The 14,333-nt window shown below is 58.2% G+C and carries 13 protein-coding genes, 1 tRNA gene and 1 pseudogene; 3 read left to right on the forward strand and 12 right to left on the reverse strand.

What is annotated here, in order from left to right; all coding sequences use genetic code 11:
• Positions 1 to 26: 26 nt before the first annotated feature.
• Positions 27 to 1,406: pseudogene (locus tag LJD29_RS01205) on the reverse strand (alpha-L-fucosidase).
• Between the two features lie 140 nt (positions 1,407 to 1,546).
• Positions 1,547 to 2,779, reverse strand: a complete 1,233-nt coding sequence (locus LJD29_RS01210) for an aldose 1-epimerase (RefSeq protein ID WP_446743929.1) — start codon at positions 2,777 to 2,779, stop codon at positions 1,547 to 1,549.
• Positions 2,780 to 2,892: 113 nt separating this feature from the next.
• On the opposite strand from LJD29_RS01210, the gene LJD29_RS01215 reads away from it, so the two are divergent.
• Positions 2,893 to 3,615 carry a uracil-DNA glycosylase gene (locus tag LJD29_RS01215; protein ID WP_446743930.1) on the forward strand — a complete coding sequence of 241 codons (723 nt, stop codon included), beginning with the start codon at positions 2,893 to 2,895 and terminating at the stop codon, positions 3,613 to 3,615.
• A gap of 20 nt (positions 3,616 to 3,635) precedes the next feature.
• Positions 3,636 to 3,785 carry a DUF3309 family protein gene (locus LJD29_RS01220; protein WP_446743931.1) on the forward strand — a complete coding sequence of 50 codons (150 nt, stop codon included), beginning with the start codon at positions 3,636 to 3,638 and terminating at the stop codon, positions 3,783 to 3,785.
• A 109-nt stretch (positions 3,786 to 3,894) separates the two neighbouring features.
• Here the strand turns inward: LJD29_RS01220 and LJD29_RS01225 are convergent, their stop codons facing one another.
• From LJD29_RS01225 to LJD29_RS01240, 4 genes are all read right to left on the reverse strand, one after another.
• Entirely contained in the window at positions 3,895 to 4,098 is a 204-nt protein-coding gene (locus LJD29_RS01225) for a hypothetical protein (protein ID WP_446743932.1), read from the reverse strand.
• Between the two features lie 20 nt (positions 4,099 to 4,118).
• A tRNA-Gly gene (locus LJD29_RS01230) sits at positions 4,119 to 4,193 on the reverse strand.
• Positions 4,194 to 4,250: 57 nt separating this feature from the next.
• Entirely contained in the window at positions 4,251 to 5,006 is a 756-nt protein-coding gene (locus LJD29_RS01235; protein WP_446743933.1) for a LytR/AlgR family response regulator transcription factor, read from the reverse strand.
• Positions 5,003 to 6,154 (reverse strand): sensor histidine kinase, encoded by a 1,152-nt coding sequence (locus LJD29_RS01240; protein WP_446743934.1) that lies wholly within the window; start codon positions 6,152 to 6,154, stop codon positions 5,003 to 5,005. Before LJD29_RS01240 ends, LJD29_RS01235 begins: the two co-directional genes overlap by 4 nt.
• A 409-nt stretch (positions 6,155 to 6,563) precedes the next feature.
• Here LJD29_RS01240 and LJD29_RS01245 point away from each other — a divergent pair, with 409 nt between their 5' ends.
• Positions 6,564 to 9,890 (forward strand): TonB-dependent receptor, encoded by a 3,327-nt coding sequence (locus LJD29_RS01245; RefSeq protein WP_446743935.1) that lies wholly within the window; start codon positions 6,564 to 6,566, stop codon positions 9,888 to 9,890.
• A gap of 52 nt (positions 9,891 to 9,942) precedes the next feature.
• Here the strand turns inward: LJD29_RS01245 and LJD29_RS01250 are convergent, their stop codons facing one another.
• The 6 genes from LJD29_RS01250 to tsaB all read right to left on the reverse strand — a co-directional run bounded on the left by LJD29_RS01250 (position 9,943) and on the right by tsaB (position 14,028).
• Positions 9,943 to 10,986 (reverse strand): Asd/ArgC dimerization domain-containing protein, encoded by a 1,044-nt coding sequence (locus LJD29_RS01250; RefSeq protein WP_446743936.1) that lies wholly within the window; start codon positions 10,984 to 10,986, stop codon positions 9,943 to 9,945.
• Complete coding sequence (pssA, locus tag LJD29_RS01255) at positions 10,983 to 11,795, reverse strand: CDP-diacylglycerol--serine O-phosphatidyltransferase (protein WP_446745917.1); 813 nt, start codon at positions 11,793 to 11,795, stop codon at positions 10,983 to 10,985. Before pssA ends, LJD29_RS01250 begins: the two co-directional genes overlap by 4 nt.
• 29 nt (positions 11,796 to 11,824) lie before the next feature.
• Complete coding sequence (locus LJD29_RS01260) at positions 11,825 to 12,490, reverse strand: phosphatidylserine decarboxylase family protein (RefSeq protein WP_446743937.1); 666 nt, start codon at positions 12,488 to 12,490, stop codon at positions 11,825 to 11,827.
• Between the two features lie 110 nt (positions 12,491 to 12,600).
• Positions 12,601 to 12,804 (reverse strand): HP1242/YdcH family protein, encoded by a 204-nt coding sequence (locus tag LJD29_RS01265; RefSeq protein WP_446743938.1) that lies wholly within the window; start codon positions 12,802 to 12,804, stop codon positions 12,601 to 12,603.
• A gap of 77 nt (positions 12,805 to 12,881) precedes the next feature.
• Positions 12,882 to 13,352: a GNAT family N-acetyltransferase gene (locus LJD29_RS01270; protein WP_446743939.1), complete on the reverse strand. Its 471-nt coding sequence runs from the start codon at positions 13,350 to 13,352 to the stop codon at positions 12,882 to 12,884.
• A 1-nt stretch (position 13,353) separates the two neighbouring features.
• The gene (gene tsaB / locus LJD29_RS01275; RefSeq protein WP_446743940.1) at positions 13,354 to 14,028 is read right to left on the reverse strand and encodes a tRNA (adenosine(37)-N6)-threonylcarbamoyltransferase complex dimerization subunit type 1 TsaB; all 675 of its coding nucleotides are present in this window, start codon (positions 14,026 to 14,028) and stop codon (positions 13,354 to 13,356) included.
• Positions 14,029 to 14,333 lie beyond the last annotated feature (305 nt).

Here is a 14,333-nt window from a genome sequence, read left to right on the forward strand (position 1 = left end):
CTACCGGCGGTCTTTTTCGTGTCCCACTACTTCGAGGTGATATTTACCGCCAGCCGCGGCTTCTGCAGGCGCAGTTCGTGGTCGGTGTTCATACGCGGCTCGCTTTCGCACTCGAGCACGATGGTTGTCGCGGGACGGTCCGGCGCCTCAACCGGGAGACCCGTAATGTGGACACGGGTTTCATCCTGCATGAACTGCAATGGCTGCTGCGTGCGCAGGTACCTCACTGACTTTACTCTGGTCTGCAGTCCCGGTAATGAAACATCGCCGCCGGGCCACATGTGCACATGCATGTACAGCGTATTCCCTCTGCGCGTGTAGAGAGCGTAATTGGGCCGCCAGGGCTGGCATAGATCTGTATTGAAAATAGCCTCGTGGTTCCCTTCAAGCCACTCACCAACCTCGGTGAGGATGCGTACTGAAGGCTCGGGAAAGGTTCCGTCACCCATCGGCCCGACGTTAATCAGGTAGTTTCCCTGATCGCGAGCGCAGGTGATGATGTTGGAAAGCAGCCTTCGTGGCGACTTCCATTCATCGTCTGCGGCGTCGTAGCCCCAGCTCTCGTTCAGCGTCATGCAGCTTTCCCAGGCGCGGCCGTTGCCATCGGCGGTGATGTGTTGCTCGGGTGTGGAGAAATCTCCAACAGACTGGTTGCGGCCGTTGACGACGATATCGGGCTGCAGCTCAAAGACCATTTTGTCCATGCGCTCGCTCTCCCAGCCCTTCGCATCCATCGGCATCGCGGCGTCGTACCAGAGGATGTCGATCTTTCCATAGTTGGTCAGCAGTTCGCGAATCAGCCCGAAGGTGTAATCTACGAATCGCCGGCGCGCCTCTTCATCGACTGAGCAGCGCTCGCCATCCGGATGATGCCAGTCCATCAGCGAGTAATAGATGCCGACGCGCATGCCTCCTTCACGAGCCGCTTCCACGTATTCGCGAACGAGATCGCGCTTCGGTCCCTGCTTCACGGAGTTGAAGTCCGTCAACTTCGTATCGAAGTTGCAGAAGCCTTCGTGGTGCTTGGCTGTAAATACCATGTATTTCACGCCGGAGGCTTTGGCAATCCGCACCTATTCCTTCGCGCAATCGGGCCGGGGAGAAAATCCGTGAGCGAGCTTTTCATATTCCAGCCAGGGAATGGCTTCCTTCTCGACATCCCACTCCTGCCGCCCGCGCATGCTGTAAAGGCCGTAGTGGATAAACAATCCATACCGGGCCTCGCGCCACCACTTCAGTCTCCGGATCTGGTCGGCAGTCGGTGCGGGAAACTGCTCCCTGGCTGGAACACTCGGACACGGTGCGGCAGTCTTCCCGGTCCTGGTTTGCGCCTCAACAGGAACAACGGCGCTGAGCAGTGAAGCTCCTGTGCCAAGAAGGACGCTGCGACGGCTGATACGGTCCATGAATCGATTTCTTCTCCCATGTCTGGAACTGGTGGGTTTAGGTCAATTCTGTCACGCTTTCCCAGTCATCGCCGGGCGCAAAGCAAAACGCGGAGAGGCCATGCCTCTCCGCGTCTTTATCGTTCCGATTACAGCTGCGTTTACTTCGTTGCAGGTGCTGCCGGCGGCGTGAACAGCTCGAGCCGAACATGCCAGGTGACAGATTGTCCGGGCTTCAGCATCACCATGCCGGTGTCCATGTTGTGCCATTCCTTACCGAACGGATCACCGAAGTTGAACTGCTCTTCGATGGCGACAAGCTGGCGGGCAGGGGGCGCATACGCCTGTACGGTCTTGATCTCGGGCGAGATGCCTTCGATCCTGATACCGTATTTCACCGCCGGATCGGTCAGCTCCACATCGACGTTGCCGTTGGTGCGGGTCAGGCTCGACCAGTTGTCGTCGAGGAACATCTCATCGAGCGGCTTGCCATCGGGGGCGTTGAAGTCATACTTCGTCCCCTTAACCGGGATGAGCTTTCCCGTCGGGAAGACATCGTCGTAGTTATTGACCTCGGCATACTGCTCGGCGGGGACGTGAAGGCGAGCCTGCTTCCGGTCTCCGCTGGGAATGGCGAAGTAGGGGTGCCAGCCGATGCCGAGCGGCTCAACGTCGGTCCCGACGTTCTTTGCAGTAATCGTGGCATCCACATCGCTGCCGCTAAGCGCGATGCTGAAGTTCAGATCAGTGTTCGAGGGCCAGCCCACGCCAAAGTCCTTGGCATGAAGCGTTCCGGTGACCGTCTGACCATCCGCCGTGTCTTCGACCTTCACATCCTGCACCTGCGACTGCAGGATCAGGCCATGGATCGAGTGCGGTTCAGCGCCCATCGCCTTACCGCGGAAATTGGCAGGCAGCGTCAGGCTGCGGTCGCGCCACTGGGTGGTAATGGTCTTGCCGTCATCGGAGATGCGTCCGCGAATTCGATTGGCGTACGGCACCAGGAAGGCGCCGCCGAAGCTGAAGCTGTTGTTGCCGTCCTCGTCCTCATCGGCTCCGGTAAGCTTCGCAGCCGCTTCCGGCACGCTGGGCGAGGCAAAGATGGGAATGACTCCCTTGCCGGGAAGGTTTGCCGTGATCTGGAAGAGATTCATGCCGCGCCCGGGAAAGACCGTCGCTGAAAGGAACTCCGGCTTCTGCCCGTTGTTGGTTGCCTTGCGATTGAGCACGACCACCGGCTCACCGCCGACCTCAGGCTCAACCGCCTTCTTCGCGTGGTATTCCGATTCCTGGTGAGGAGGAGTAGCTTTGCATCCAGATGAGCCAAGGACTGCGGCTGATACAAGAAGAGCTGTGCACGTGAACGAAGCGGAAGGAATTCGGGAACCTCGCAATGCGGGAACCTCTACTTTCTTCGATATAAATTTGGACTGCGACGCGAAATAATTCTACGCCCATTGATATGACGCACATAGCGCCGGAATCATGCCGATAAAATTGTCTGAGCATGGCGAAGAATCTCCCCGTTGCGGGCAATCCCCTGCCGGTTGCAAACCTGGACGAACTGAACGCGCGGGTCATCGCCTGCGAGCTCTGCCCACGGCTGCGTGAATACTGCACGCAGATCGCCGAAACACGCAGAAAAGCCTACCGCGATCAGCAGTACTGGGGTAAGCCGGTACCTTCATTCGGAGATCACAAAGCCCGTGTGCTCATCGTCGGCCTCGCTCCGGGCGCACACGGCTCCAACCGCACGGGACGCCCGTTTACGGGCGACGGCTCGGGAAATTTTCTTTACCCGGTACTCTACCAGACGGGGTTTGCTTCGCAGCCGGACGCAACCGGCCGCGACGATGGCATGAAGCTCAAGGACCTGCAGATTACCTCCGTCGTGCGATGCGCTCCGCCTGACAATAAGCCGTTTCCGGAGGAGCAGGCGCGATGCGCCCCGTATCTCGATGAAGAAGTTGGAGCACTGACGAAGCTGAAGGTCATGGTGTGCCTGGGAAAGATCGCCTTCGATGGCGTGGTGCAACACCTGATGCGGACCGGAAAGATCTCCCGGCGCGGCGAACTGAAGTTCGGACACGCAGCCGAATATCGCATTCCCGGCGGGCCATACCTGCTGGCGAGCTACCATCCCTCGCTGCAGAACACCAACACCGGCAAGCTGACCGAGCCGATGTTCCTGGCCATCTTCCACCGTGCCCGGGAACTTGCCCGGAAATAATCGGCTATCCTAGGCACACCATGGTGATTCTTCTGATTGTCGTCGCGCTGCTGGCCATCGCAGCCCTGCCCAGGTGGCCGCACAGCCGCGAGTGGGGATACACGACGGCGGTAGGCCTCGGTGTCATAGCCCTGGGCATTGGCGCACTTCTGTTTTTCTACGTGGTTTAGCGGCAAGCCTGAAAAGACTTTTCACCGCAAAAACGCAAAGAAAAGCCGCAAAGCCGTGGCGGTTTTTCTTTGCGTTCTTTGCGTCTTCGCGGTGAATGATTCTTTGCGACTAAGGCTCGCAGACCAGTTCAATGAATGGCTGCATCGGGTTGCTGAGATCGAACCAGCGCTGGGTGATCTGGTAATTCCGATCGTCAACGCCGATATAGTCTCCCGGCACGGGAATAAGTTCGGAAAGCGACAGCGGCAACAGCCAGGGTTCCTTGACCGAGCCATCCTGAAAACTGAATTCAACGCGAATCTGGGGATTCATGCAGAAACAATCCTTCTTCCTGGAGCGGGAGACGGGGATCGAACCCGCAACCAACGGCTTGGGAAGCCGCTACTCTACCATTGAGCTACTCCCGCCTGGTGAGCTTGTTCATTAGATTAACGCCCCGCCCCTTTCAGGGCAAGGCGTTCCTCTCAGCGGGCAAGCAGCTGTGCGATACGGCCGCGATAGCCGCGGCTCATAGGTACGCGCTGGCCATTCTGCATCTGCACGTAGGATTCGCCTTCATGCGAGTCGGTGCGAATCTCTTTCACATGCTGCAGGTTTACGATGGCCGAACGGTGCACGCGAATGAAGCACTCCGGATCGAGGCGCGTCTCGAAGTGCGCCATGGTTTCGCGCAGCAGGTGGCTTTCGGTTTCCGTACAGATGCGAACGTAGTTCTCTTCTGCGCCTACCCAGCGGATATCCGTCATCGGTAGAAACAGAATGCGGCCCTTCGACTTGAAAACCAGTCGCGAGGCGTATTGGGATTCCTCGCCGGTGCGTTTCTTGTCGCCGTTGCCGTCACGTGCCAGCGCAACCTGCTCACGCACGCGCGCGAAGGCCTGGCCGAGCCGCTCGCGGGTAAATGGCTTCAACAGATAATCGACAGCGTTGATCTCGAAGGCCCGCAGCGCGTACTGGTCGTGCGCCGAGGTGAAGATGATGCGCGGCGCAGGGCCGGGCATATCGGACTCAAGCTTCGAGATGACATCGAAACCGTCCATATCCGGCATCTGGATGTCGAGCAGAACAAGGTCGGGCCGGGTATGACGCACGAGGTCGATCGTCTCTAATGCATTCGCACCCTCGCCAAGGATCTCCACTTCCGGATCGTCGCGCAGCAGCTGTCGCAGCTTCTGCCTGGCAAGGACTTCGTCATCAGCAATAATCGTTCTTATTTTCATGCAATGTATTCCGGTACTTCTGCTGGAGTAACTGTTGGACTACTTGAGAAAGTAAGCGGTAGCATCAGCACAGCGTGTACTTCCCCATCGGAAAATTCATTGAGAGAAAAACGATGATGGTTGCCGTAATGCAATTCAAGGCGCGCTTTTACATTCGCGATGCCAACGCCATGCCCTTCATGGCCGTCGCTCGCTATCGGCTCGTCGGCGCGCTCGCGCAAGCCTGTTCCTGAATTCCGGACACATATTCTCAGCTGCCCTTCGCTCCTCTGCGCCTCGATGCCGAGAAAGGCTTCGCCCTTTGTTTTGGCGACGCCATGGAAATAAGCGTTTTCCATCAGAGGCTGCAGAATCATCGTGGGCACAAGCGCATCTAGCACCTCCGGCTCGACCGCTACGTAACTATGCACCTTGCCGGTAAAACGCGTCTGCTGGATCGACAGGTACATCTGGATGAACTCAATCTCCTCTGTCAGGGTGATGAACTTCGCTTCGCCCCTGTTCAACGTCATACGCAACATGCTGCTGAGTTGTTCCAACACTCGATCGGCATCATCCACGTCACTGTGCATGAGACTCGACACACTATTGAGCGTGTTGAAGAGAAAGTGCGGGTTCAGCTGCATACGCAGCGCGCGCAGCTGTGCGTTGTTCAGCTCCGATTCGAGCCGAACCGATGCCACTTCCTTCTCGCGCAACCGCTGATAGTAGCCGATCCCCCGGAAAAGAAAGAACATAATCCAGAAGATCACCAGGTTACTTACAAGTTCTGAATCGAGGTAATAACGGAGCCGGTGCAGATATGTCCAGGAATGGGCACGGACGGGGACATTGGGAAAACACGCTACCCAGATGGCTTCCTGCAAGACGCTCACCAGGAGGCTGAGCGGTACGACATAAAGCACGATACATCGCGAAGATGCAGTCTCTATCCGTTCGCGCAGCTTCCACCACATCACCAGGCAGATGACGCCCCAGAGAATGAAGTCAAAGGCCCAGAGCTCAAACACATAGCCGAAGCTCAGTGTGTGATTCCAGCTCCGGTCGGCGACATACTCCTGCGCCGCAAAGAGGCATGCCAGAAGAACCCATCCCGAAAGAAAAACGACAGGGTGAAGAAGTGCCGGACGGTGCTTTCGACTGGACATGAGGTAAGTTCGATATCTGTTCCGTGACCTACGCAGGATACAACCTTGCTAAATCGATGCGCGAGGGCATTCTCCGCGAATCTGGATTCGCTCACCTCGTCTCGGTCTGCTCGATCCCTGGCATGCGTCATCTCGAGAGCCGGAAAAAGCCATTTGCCACGGAATTGCCGCGCTTCGTCCCCACTTCATAAAAACGTATTCACTCAAAACGAGTTTTCTGTTTCGGAGATAAAAACAAACCTTTCGTCCCACAAGGATCGAGTTCAGGGGGCCGCCGCATATCTTGATACGCCCTTCTAATGTTACTCGTCCGGTGTCGGCGTTGACTCGTCACAAATGCTTTAATAACGCAATTGCGGGGCCTTCAGTTGCATAGACCTCCTCCATGAAGAATTGGAGGAGTGCCAGAATGAAACTGCTTCGTGCAGCACTGACTGCTGCTGCGATATTGATTCTTTTTACGCCTGCCTCGACAGTCGGCTCGCGTGCGTTTGCGCAAGGGATCACCACCGGCGTCATCATAGGCACAGTAGCCGACCAGCAGGGCGCAGTGATTCCGCAGGCAACAATCAGCGCCGTGGATGTTGCCTCCGGCGCAAACTTCAAAACCGAGAGCGACGCCAACGGACTCTTTTCGCTGCGTAATCTTCCCATCGGCGTCTACGATCTGACGATCGAAAGCGGCAGCTTCAGCCCCTTACAGGTAAAGGCGCTTCGTATCACCGCGGGTGTTACGAATGACATCGGCATAAGAAAAATGACGGTCAGCAACACCTCGACGGTAACCGTGGAGTCTGCTGCGCCGGTGCTCGAAACCAGTCACGCGCAGGTGACGACATCTTTTGAACCGGAACAGCTGCAGGGACTGCCGCTGAACACCAGCTTCGACAATGTCGCGCTGCTCGCTCCCGGCGTTGCGCAGACGCATGATGCAAACTTCAGCAACAGCAATGGCGATGGTATCTCCGCGAACGGCCAGCGCGGCCGCTCGAACAACTTCGAGCTCGACGGTCAGAACAACAACGACAACAGCGTCGGCGGCCCGCAGGTTTTCTTCGGCAATGCTGATGCGCTGGCCGAGATCCAGGTCATCACCAATAACTTTGGCGCACAGTACGGACGCAACATGGGCTCGATCGTCAATTATGTAACCAATTCGGGCACAAATACCTTCCACGGCAGCGGGTTCGAATATTACACCGGATCATGGCTGAGCTCCCTGCAGAACGGTCAGAAAACTCCTCTGGACGGCTTCTGCGCTCCCGGCGAAGATCCCGCCGATGGCTGCACTCCTGTAACCGTGCCGCGCAGTGTAGACAATAAGTACGGCGGCACCTTTGGCGGTCCCATCATCAAGGACAAGCTGTGGTTCTTCGGCAGCACTTACTGGGATCGCACCCGCGATGGCGGCGCGGTATCCACGTCGCAGGGCGCGCTTACACCCACACCGAACGGCCTCGCAACATTGCAGTCTGCGTTCCCGAACAATCCGGCAGTCACCTCGCTCGTGAACCAGGGCCCCTATGGCATTACGAATGGCAATCCAACTCCGATTGCGAGCGCCGCGGAGATGATTCCGGTCACCGTCGGCGGAAATACTGCGAATGTCGAATTTGCTCCGGTACAGAGAACCGTCCCTGCGCTCTTGAACGACCAGGAAGACATGGGACGCCTCGACTGGCAACCTTCCACGAAGGATCGCTTCTTCATCCGCTACTTCTATCAGGATGAAACCGAAACCGGCGGTCTAGCCAACGGCGCGACGGCCATCGCTTCCGGCGGCTACGTCGACATCCTCGACACCGCGCACTCCATCGGAGCCGACTGGACCCACACCTTCTCGCCCGCATGGGTCAACCAGCTGCGCTACAGCTATGAACAGACCAAGAGCTACTTCCAGGGCGGCGGAGTTCCCAATTGCACCGCGGCCAACCTCACAGCCTGCCCCAGCCAGGTGAGCTTCCAGGATCCAACCATCTTCGGCTACGGCTACAACAGCGCCCTGCCGCAAGACAAGATCATCAAGGTCACGCAGGTGCAGGACAACGCCAGCTGGCTGCACGGCAAGCACACCATCGCGCTGGGCGGCGAGTACGACTACCAGAATTCGCCGAGTGTCTATCTGCCCAACTACAACGGCAGTTTGCAATACGCCGACTTCGACTCGTTCGCAGCCGACACCAACGGTTCGCTTACGCTCACCGATGGCAACCCTGTCATTCCGCTTACAGAAAACGACATCGCTCTCTACTTCCAGGATGACTGGAAGATCACCCAGGCGCTGACCCTGAACCTCGGCCTGCGCTGGGAATACTTCGGCCAGGCGGTGAACGAGTTGCACGACATGACGCTGAAGCGTGAGACTGGCCCAAATCCTTTCTGGGATCCCTCGCTGCCTCTAAGCGTGCGCACCTTCCAGCAGGTGCCCGACAACTGGAAGAACTTCCAGCCTCGCATCGGCTTTGCCTGGAACCCGGCGAACAGCCGGCTGGTGGTGCGCGGTGGATACGCCATCAACTTCGATCCGTCGTTCTACAACATCTTCACGAACGCCGCGATCCAGGCCCCGGTGGCGAACTCAGGCTTCGTAAACTGCGCAGCCGGCTCGCCCTGCCTGCCTGCGGACGGCACGACCGGCGCAACCGTACGTGCGCAAAATCTCGCAAGCCTGCCCGTTGGAGGCGACCCGCGCTTCGACGTGGAATCGCCGCTGCTTCCCCACTTCCGCAATCCGTATACGCAGACCTACTCGCTTGGTATCCAGTATGGAATTGGCGACGCAGCAGTGATAGAGGTTCGCTACGTGGGCAACCACGCGACCGCGCTCTTCCAGGCGATCGACGCGAACCCGACTCTAACCGACCTCGCCACCAGTTTCCCAACCTACGCTTCGCCGGGCTCTCTCTGCCAGGACCAGACCGCGCCTGGCTATGGCACCCGGAACTGCAATGTCGGTGCGCTTCAGGCTGCAGTCGGCAACACCGCATTCTCGAACTACAACAGCCTGCAAGCCAACCTGACCACTCGCGCCTTCCACGGACTCACTGGCACGATGCAGTACACATACAGCCGCACTATCGATAACGCCAGCGAGATTCTGCCCACGGGCGCAGGCGGACAGACGCTTGAGTTCGCGCAGAACCCCCTGAATACAAACCTTGCCGAACGCGGTGTCAGCGGCATCTCGTATCCGAACGTCTTTGCCTTCGGCTTCGGTTATGCGGTGCCCTCGCTGGCAAAGGAAAGCAGCATGGTGGGCAAGCTGGCAAACGGCTACTCCATTAGCGCGATCTACGGATACAACAGCGGCCAGCCCTTCACGCCCTACCAGGGCTTGCAGGCAAACGGCACCTTCTGCGATGACTACTTCAACCAGTACGTCCTCGCTGTGTCGAGTTGCCGTCCTACACTGACCAATCCCGCTGCACCGAACTCACCCAACTCATGGCAGGACACGGACCAGTTGACAGCGATTGCAGCCGGCAATCCTTTCCCGGGTGTCGGACGCAACACGCTGCGCGGCCAGTCCTACAACAATCTCGACGCCGATATCTATAAGACAACTTCACTCGGTGAGCACGCTAAGCTGCAGTTGCAGCTTAGCGTCTTCAACGTGCTGAATCGTCAGTTCCTGGGCACTCCGGGAGCCTTCGTCGGCGCATCGGACTTCCTGACCGGGGCGTACAACACAGGTAGCAATCGCACCGTGCAGTTGGGAGGCAAGATCACCTTCTAGCCTTCAAAGGAAAAAGCCCGGCCAATGGCCGGGCTTTTTCCTTTTGAACAAACTACTGCACCTTGCCCTGGGGACGCATCTTGCGAAGGTCCAGTGCGCATGCGACAGCATTGAGCGATGCCACCTTGAGGTTGTCGAACGAGGCCCAGATCCAGAAGCCTTTCGTTGCAGCGTTCTCGCCGGATTGCGTGCGAGCACGTACCAGTATGTCGCTCTGACCAGCGGACGTGAGGTTGTTCGGCGGTTCTGCGTCACCCAGCACCAGGTCGAGATGATCTCCGCCAAGCGCCGCTTCCACGTGCTCGAGGAGCAATGGTTGATCGAACTCCACGGCAAGCGAAAGATTGTAGCCATGGAAGACCGGCGCATGGATCAGCTGAATGCCGACATGCGGAAGGCGGTTCCCGGCCAGCAGCGCATAGTGGCGGCGTATGCGCGCTTCGCTTGCTCCAAGATTTACCTTTGCCTCTTCGCCGAATGCAGGAGCGGCTGTGAAAGCTACCTGCGTGTCGTAAACCTCCTTCGGCATGTTCTGGAAGCTCAGCAGGCCAACCGTCTGCTGATGCAGCTCGTCCATCGCCGCCCGCCCATACTCCGTTGAAGGCTCAAGCACGGTTGCGGCAGCGAAGCGAAGATTCCCAATCTCTGTGAGGCGGGAAGTCAGCAGGGCCAGGGCCAGCGATACGGGATGCGCCGGGATGACCGCAGGCGTCCGCAGATCGGGCTGTTTCTGCGGCGCGCCCTCACCGGCTTCCGCCAGCCAGGGAGCTTCGATCAGCACGCCAGGAACCTTCTCCATTGCATAGGAAAGATCTATCAGGCTCGCACCCGAGGCCTGCGCGATCTGCCAGTGTTTTTCCGTCACCTCGGCATCGCCTGCGAAGAAAACGAAGTCGGTGTGATCGAACGAGTCCTTCTCGATGCGCTGAATGAAGGTGGCCTCATCGCCAGCAACATCGAGCTGCCCTGCCAGTTCCTCGTCATCGATCAGAATCACGTCGGCTGTCACAAACGAGCTCTCGGTCAAAGTATCTTTCAGCTCTTTGCCGCGCAGCGAGGCAGCGCCAACGATTGCAATCCGGTACTTGTCTGTCATGGAATGGTTGTACCCGTGGGGGATGGAAGTGGTTCTGCGTGGATCGATTTACGTCGCTGCCGCGCATACATCGCGCGCGCCACGATACCCGAGAACATGTAACCGAGGGCCATGATCAGCAGCACCTCGCGGGAAAAGAATACAAGCATGTAGATCAGCAGTGCCAGCAACACGATCCAGCGAAAAGGATGCCGTTGCGAGAGATTGATCTCCTTACCGCTCCAGAATCGCCAGGTGCTGACCATCAGGAAGCCGACCATGCCGACCATCCCGATCCATAGCACCGCGAGCCACCAGTTGAAGATAGGGCGGCCAAAAGCATGGACCACCGCCGCAATTACACCAGCAGCCGCAGGAATCGGCATGCCGACAAAGTACTTTCGGCCTGGTTTGCCGGGATTCTTCGGCACCGGATTCACGCTGATGTTGAAGCGCGCCAACCGGCTCGCGCCGCACATCAGGAACAGGAAGCAGACGAAGCCGCCGATCTGGATCAGCTTCTCGCGCAGCAGGGGGTCCATGCCGGGCGGCAGCATGCGAAAACCCCAGCTGAATGCCAAGATGCTGGGCGCGACCCCGAAAGTGATCACATCCGCCAGCGAGTCGAGCTCCTTGCCAAACTCGCTGGTGGTGTTCGTCATGCGTGCGATGCGTCCGTCGAGCGCGTCGAACGGAATCGCGAAACCGATGGCGAGCGCCGCATAGTCGAAGTGGTGCGGTTCGGTGATCGTACCCTGCAGGCTCTGCGTGATTGCATAGTAGCCCGCAGCGATGTTTCCCGCAGTGAAGACCGACGGCAGGATATACATCCCGCGGCGCGACCTGATTCTGCGCTCCTTCAAGCGAGAATCTCCTCGGCGCTACGCGAGCTCAGCCCAGCAGCTGCGGCATCCACACGGGCCAGCACAGTCGATCCGCCTTTTACGTGGTCGCCTACCTTTACCTGCAGTTGGGCGTTCACCGGCATCAGCACGTCCACGCGCGAGCCGAACTTGATCAGCCCAACGCGCTGACCGCGCTCCAGACGGGCTCCGGCAGCGTAGTTAAAGACGATTCGCCGGGCCAGCAGACCGGCTATCTGCTTGAAAGTAACCGTATAACCCTCATCTGAATCGATTACGACAATGTTCTGCTCGTTCTCGTCCGCTGAGGCTGGGTTCATCGCGTTCAGGTATTTGCCTTTCTGATAGCGCGTTTCGCGCAGCACGCCGCTCACCGGTGACCGGTTTACATGCACGTTGAAAACGTTCAGAAAGATGCTCATACGAAGAACATCGCCCTGGGGCGTGCCGATACGCGCCACCTGGGTCACCTTGCCGTCTGCGGGAGAAACCAGAAGTCCGTTCCCCTGGGGGATAGTGCGCCGTGGATCGCGGAAGAACCACAGGAAAAAGATTGCCAACAGTATTGGGATGATCGGCCAGATAAAGCCGCCAAGAAAGAAGTGCAGCAGAGCTGCAACAGCGAAGAGTGCTATTCCGTAGAAATATCCGTCACGAACCATAGTTTAGGAAAGGTGCAAGTTGTCTTCCCGATTATAGTTCCCTACGGCAGGTCGCAGTACGGACGGGACATTTTCTCGTCCCGCCCGTAACTTCATGCAGGAAAGGTCGGTTAGACGACCATGCCTCGCCTGGCGGTGATCTGATCCTTGACTCTAAGCTTGAGTTTTTTCAGGCGGACTTCTTCGATTTGTTCGTCGTCGGAGAGATAAGGCTTTTGGGTGAGAGATTCAAGTTGCTGCGAGTACTGCCTGTGCTGGGCTTCCAGGCGATCGATCTCGGTGTTGGCAGAACGGCTCTTTGATTCCAGGTCCATTGAAACCTCCTCTGAACTCTAGGACGATTACCGTAGCACCGGGGTAGTCTGCGATCAACCGAATTCTGCAAGAAATTTCAACCGGCTCGCAGCTCAAGCGCCATCAATACCGCGGCTTCGTCCGGATGACGGTAGTACTCTTCTCGCCGCCCTTCCGGCAGAAAGCCGAGCCGCTCGTAGAAGCGGATCGCACGTCTGTTGCTCTCCCGCACCTCGAGTTCGATCCGCTCACAGGCATGCTGCCTCGCCCACGCGTTTATCGCGCCCATCAGAGCCAGGCCTATACCCTGCTTGCGGCAGGGCGCAGCGACAAAAACAGATTCGAGGTCGCAGATTTCAAAGACAATGCGGGCTGCCGCAAAGCCAATTCGTTCACCGTCACACGTTGCCACCCAGGCGGCGTGCTGCACATTGGGCGCTTCCGAAGGGATCAGAAAGCTTTCATACGCCGCGCGCTCCCAGTGCGGAGCTTCAGGTTCCGGCGACTCCAGCGCAAGCACAGGATCGAGGTCATCCGCCCGCATGGAGCGGACGGCAAAATCGCCCACTCTATACCCCGACGCCTTCGGTAGCAGGCTGCTCTGAGGGTTTCGCAAAGAGTTCGGCGTCGGTGCGGCGCACATAGTTGCTGTCGAGCGTGGCGACATTGTCATACCGGCCGCTCATCAGCCTTTGCGCCGCCAGTTTCAACGCGTCGGCCGCATGGGGCGGCTCAATCAAGGTGGCTTCGGGAAAAGCTTTTGCTGAATTCTCCTCGCAGATGGCCAGCGAGGCCAGTCCCAGATCGCGCAAGCGTTCGCGGATGGCGACCGGGGTCAGCAGGGATTCCTCCTCGCCGATGCGAAAGTAAAATTCACCACGGCCGGCATCGAGTGCGGCGGACGGGCATTCTGTTTTTGCCATCAGCAGCGCCAGGCGCGAGACCGCGACAATCGGCACCTCCAGCACTTCCGCCAGAGCCTTGGCGGAGCTGACGCCGATACGCACGCCGGTAAAGCTGCCAGGGCCATTCACGACCACGATTCCGGAGATGTCCTCCATTGTCATGCTCTGCTCATCGAGCAGTGCCTGAAGCGCCGGGATCAACAATGCGGCATAAGCCTTGCTCGGGATGGCTGTCTCGGCAAAGACGCACAGCTCATCGTCGCCACGTCCGTCCGCATATTTCCATCGCCCGAATGCGATGCTTCCCGTGCCTCCACAGGTGTCCAGCGAAAAATACATGTCCCGCTCCTTGCCCGGCCCTGCCTGATGCTTGTCTATATCGTTTCTCGCAGTGCCGAGGAGAACCCTGCCCGCGTGGCCGCAAACCCCAACAATCGAATCCGCAACAACAAGGGGCGAACCACGTTTCGATGCAGCCTGAGACCTCATTTCGCAAAAAACGGCATAGAGGCGAGACTCGGTGGTTGGCTCACAACATTCTAGTCCGACTCGGGCACTACGTCTGCCCACCGGCGATTCTTTTCTGATTCAGAAAGACCTGTGCCCTCGCGATTGATAGAATGGCTCCGATTTCGCTGGCTTCA

The organism is Silvibacterium acidisoli, assembly GCA_022870745.1.
In the GTDB taxonomy this organism is placed as follows: Bacteria; Acidobacteriota; Terriglobia; order Terriglobales; family Acidobacteriaceae; genus Silvibacterium.

Excerpts from the sequence above, each read along its gene's own strand:
- LJD29_RS01215 (WP_446743930.1), top strand. The coding sequence starts at position 2,893 with ATGGCGAAGAATCTCCCCGTTGCGGGCAATCCCCTGCCGGTTGCAAAC.
- LJD29_RS01220 (WP_446743931.1), top strand. The coding sequence starts at position 3,636 with ATGGTGATTCTTCTGATTGTCGTCGCGCTGCTGGCCATCGCAGCCCTG.
- LJD29_RS01225 (WP_446743932.1), bottom strand. The coding sequence starts at position 4,098 with ATGAATCCCCAGATTCGCGTTGAATTCAGTTTTCAGGATGGCTCGGTC.
- LJD29_RS01235 (WP_446743933.1), bottom strand. The coding sequence starts at position 5,006 with ATGAAAATAAGAACGATTATTGCTGATGACGAAGTCCTTGCCAGGCAG.
- LJD29_RS01240 (WP_446743934.1), bottom strand. The coding sequence starts at position 6,154 with ATGTCCAGTCGAAAGCACCGTCCGGCACTTCTTCACCCTGTCGTTTTT.
- LJD29_RS01245 (WP_446743935.1), top strand. The coding sequence starts at position 6,564 with ATGAAACTGCTTCGTGCAGCACTGACTGCTGCTGCGATATTGATTCTT.
- LJD29_RS01250 (WP_446743936.1), bottom strand. The coding sequence starts at position 10,986 with ATGACAGACAAGTACCGGATTGCAATCGTTGGCGCTGCCTCGCTGCGC.
- pssA (WP_446745917.1), bottom strand. The coding sequence starts at position 11,795 with ATGTATATCCTGCCGTCGGTCTTCACTGCGGGAAACATCGCTGCGGGC.
- LJD29_RS01260 (WP_446743937.1), bottom strand. The coding sequence starts at position 12,490 with ATGGTTCGTGACGGATATTTCTACGGAATAGCACTCTTCGCTGTTGCA.
- LJD29_RS01265 (WP_446743938.1), bottom strand. The coding sequence starts at position 12,804 with ATGGACCTGGAATCAAAGAGCCGTTCTGCCAACACCGAGATCGATCGC.
- tsaB (WP_446743940.1), bottom strand. The coding sequence starts at position 14,028 with ATGTATTTTTCGCTGGACACCTGTGGAGGCACGGGAAGCATCGCATTC.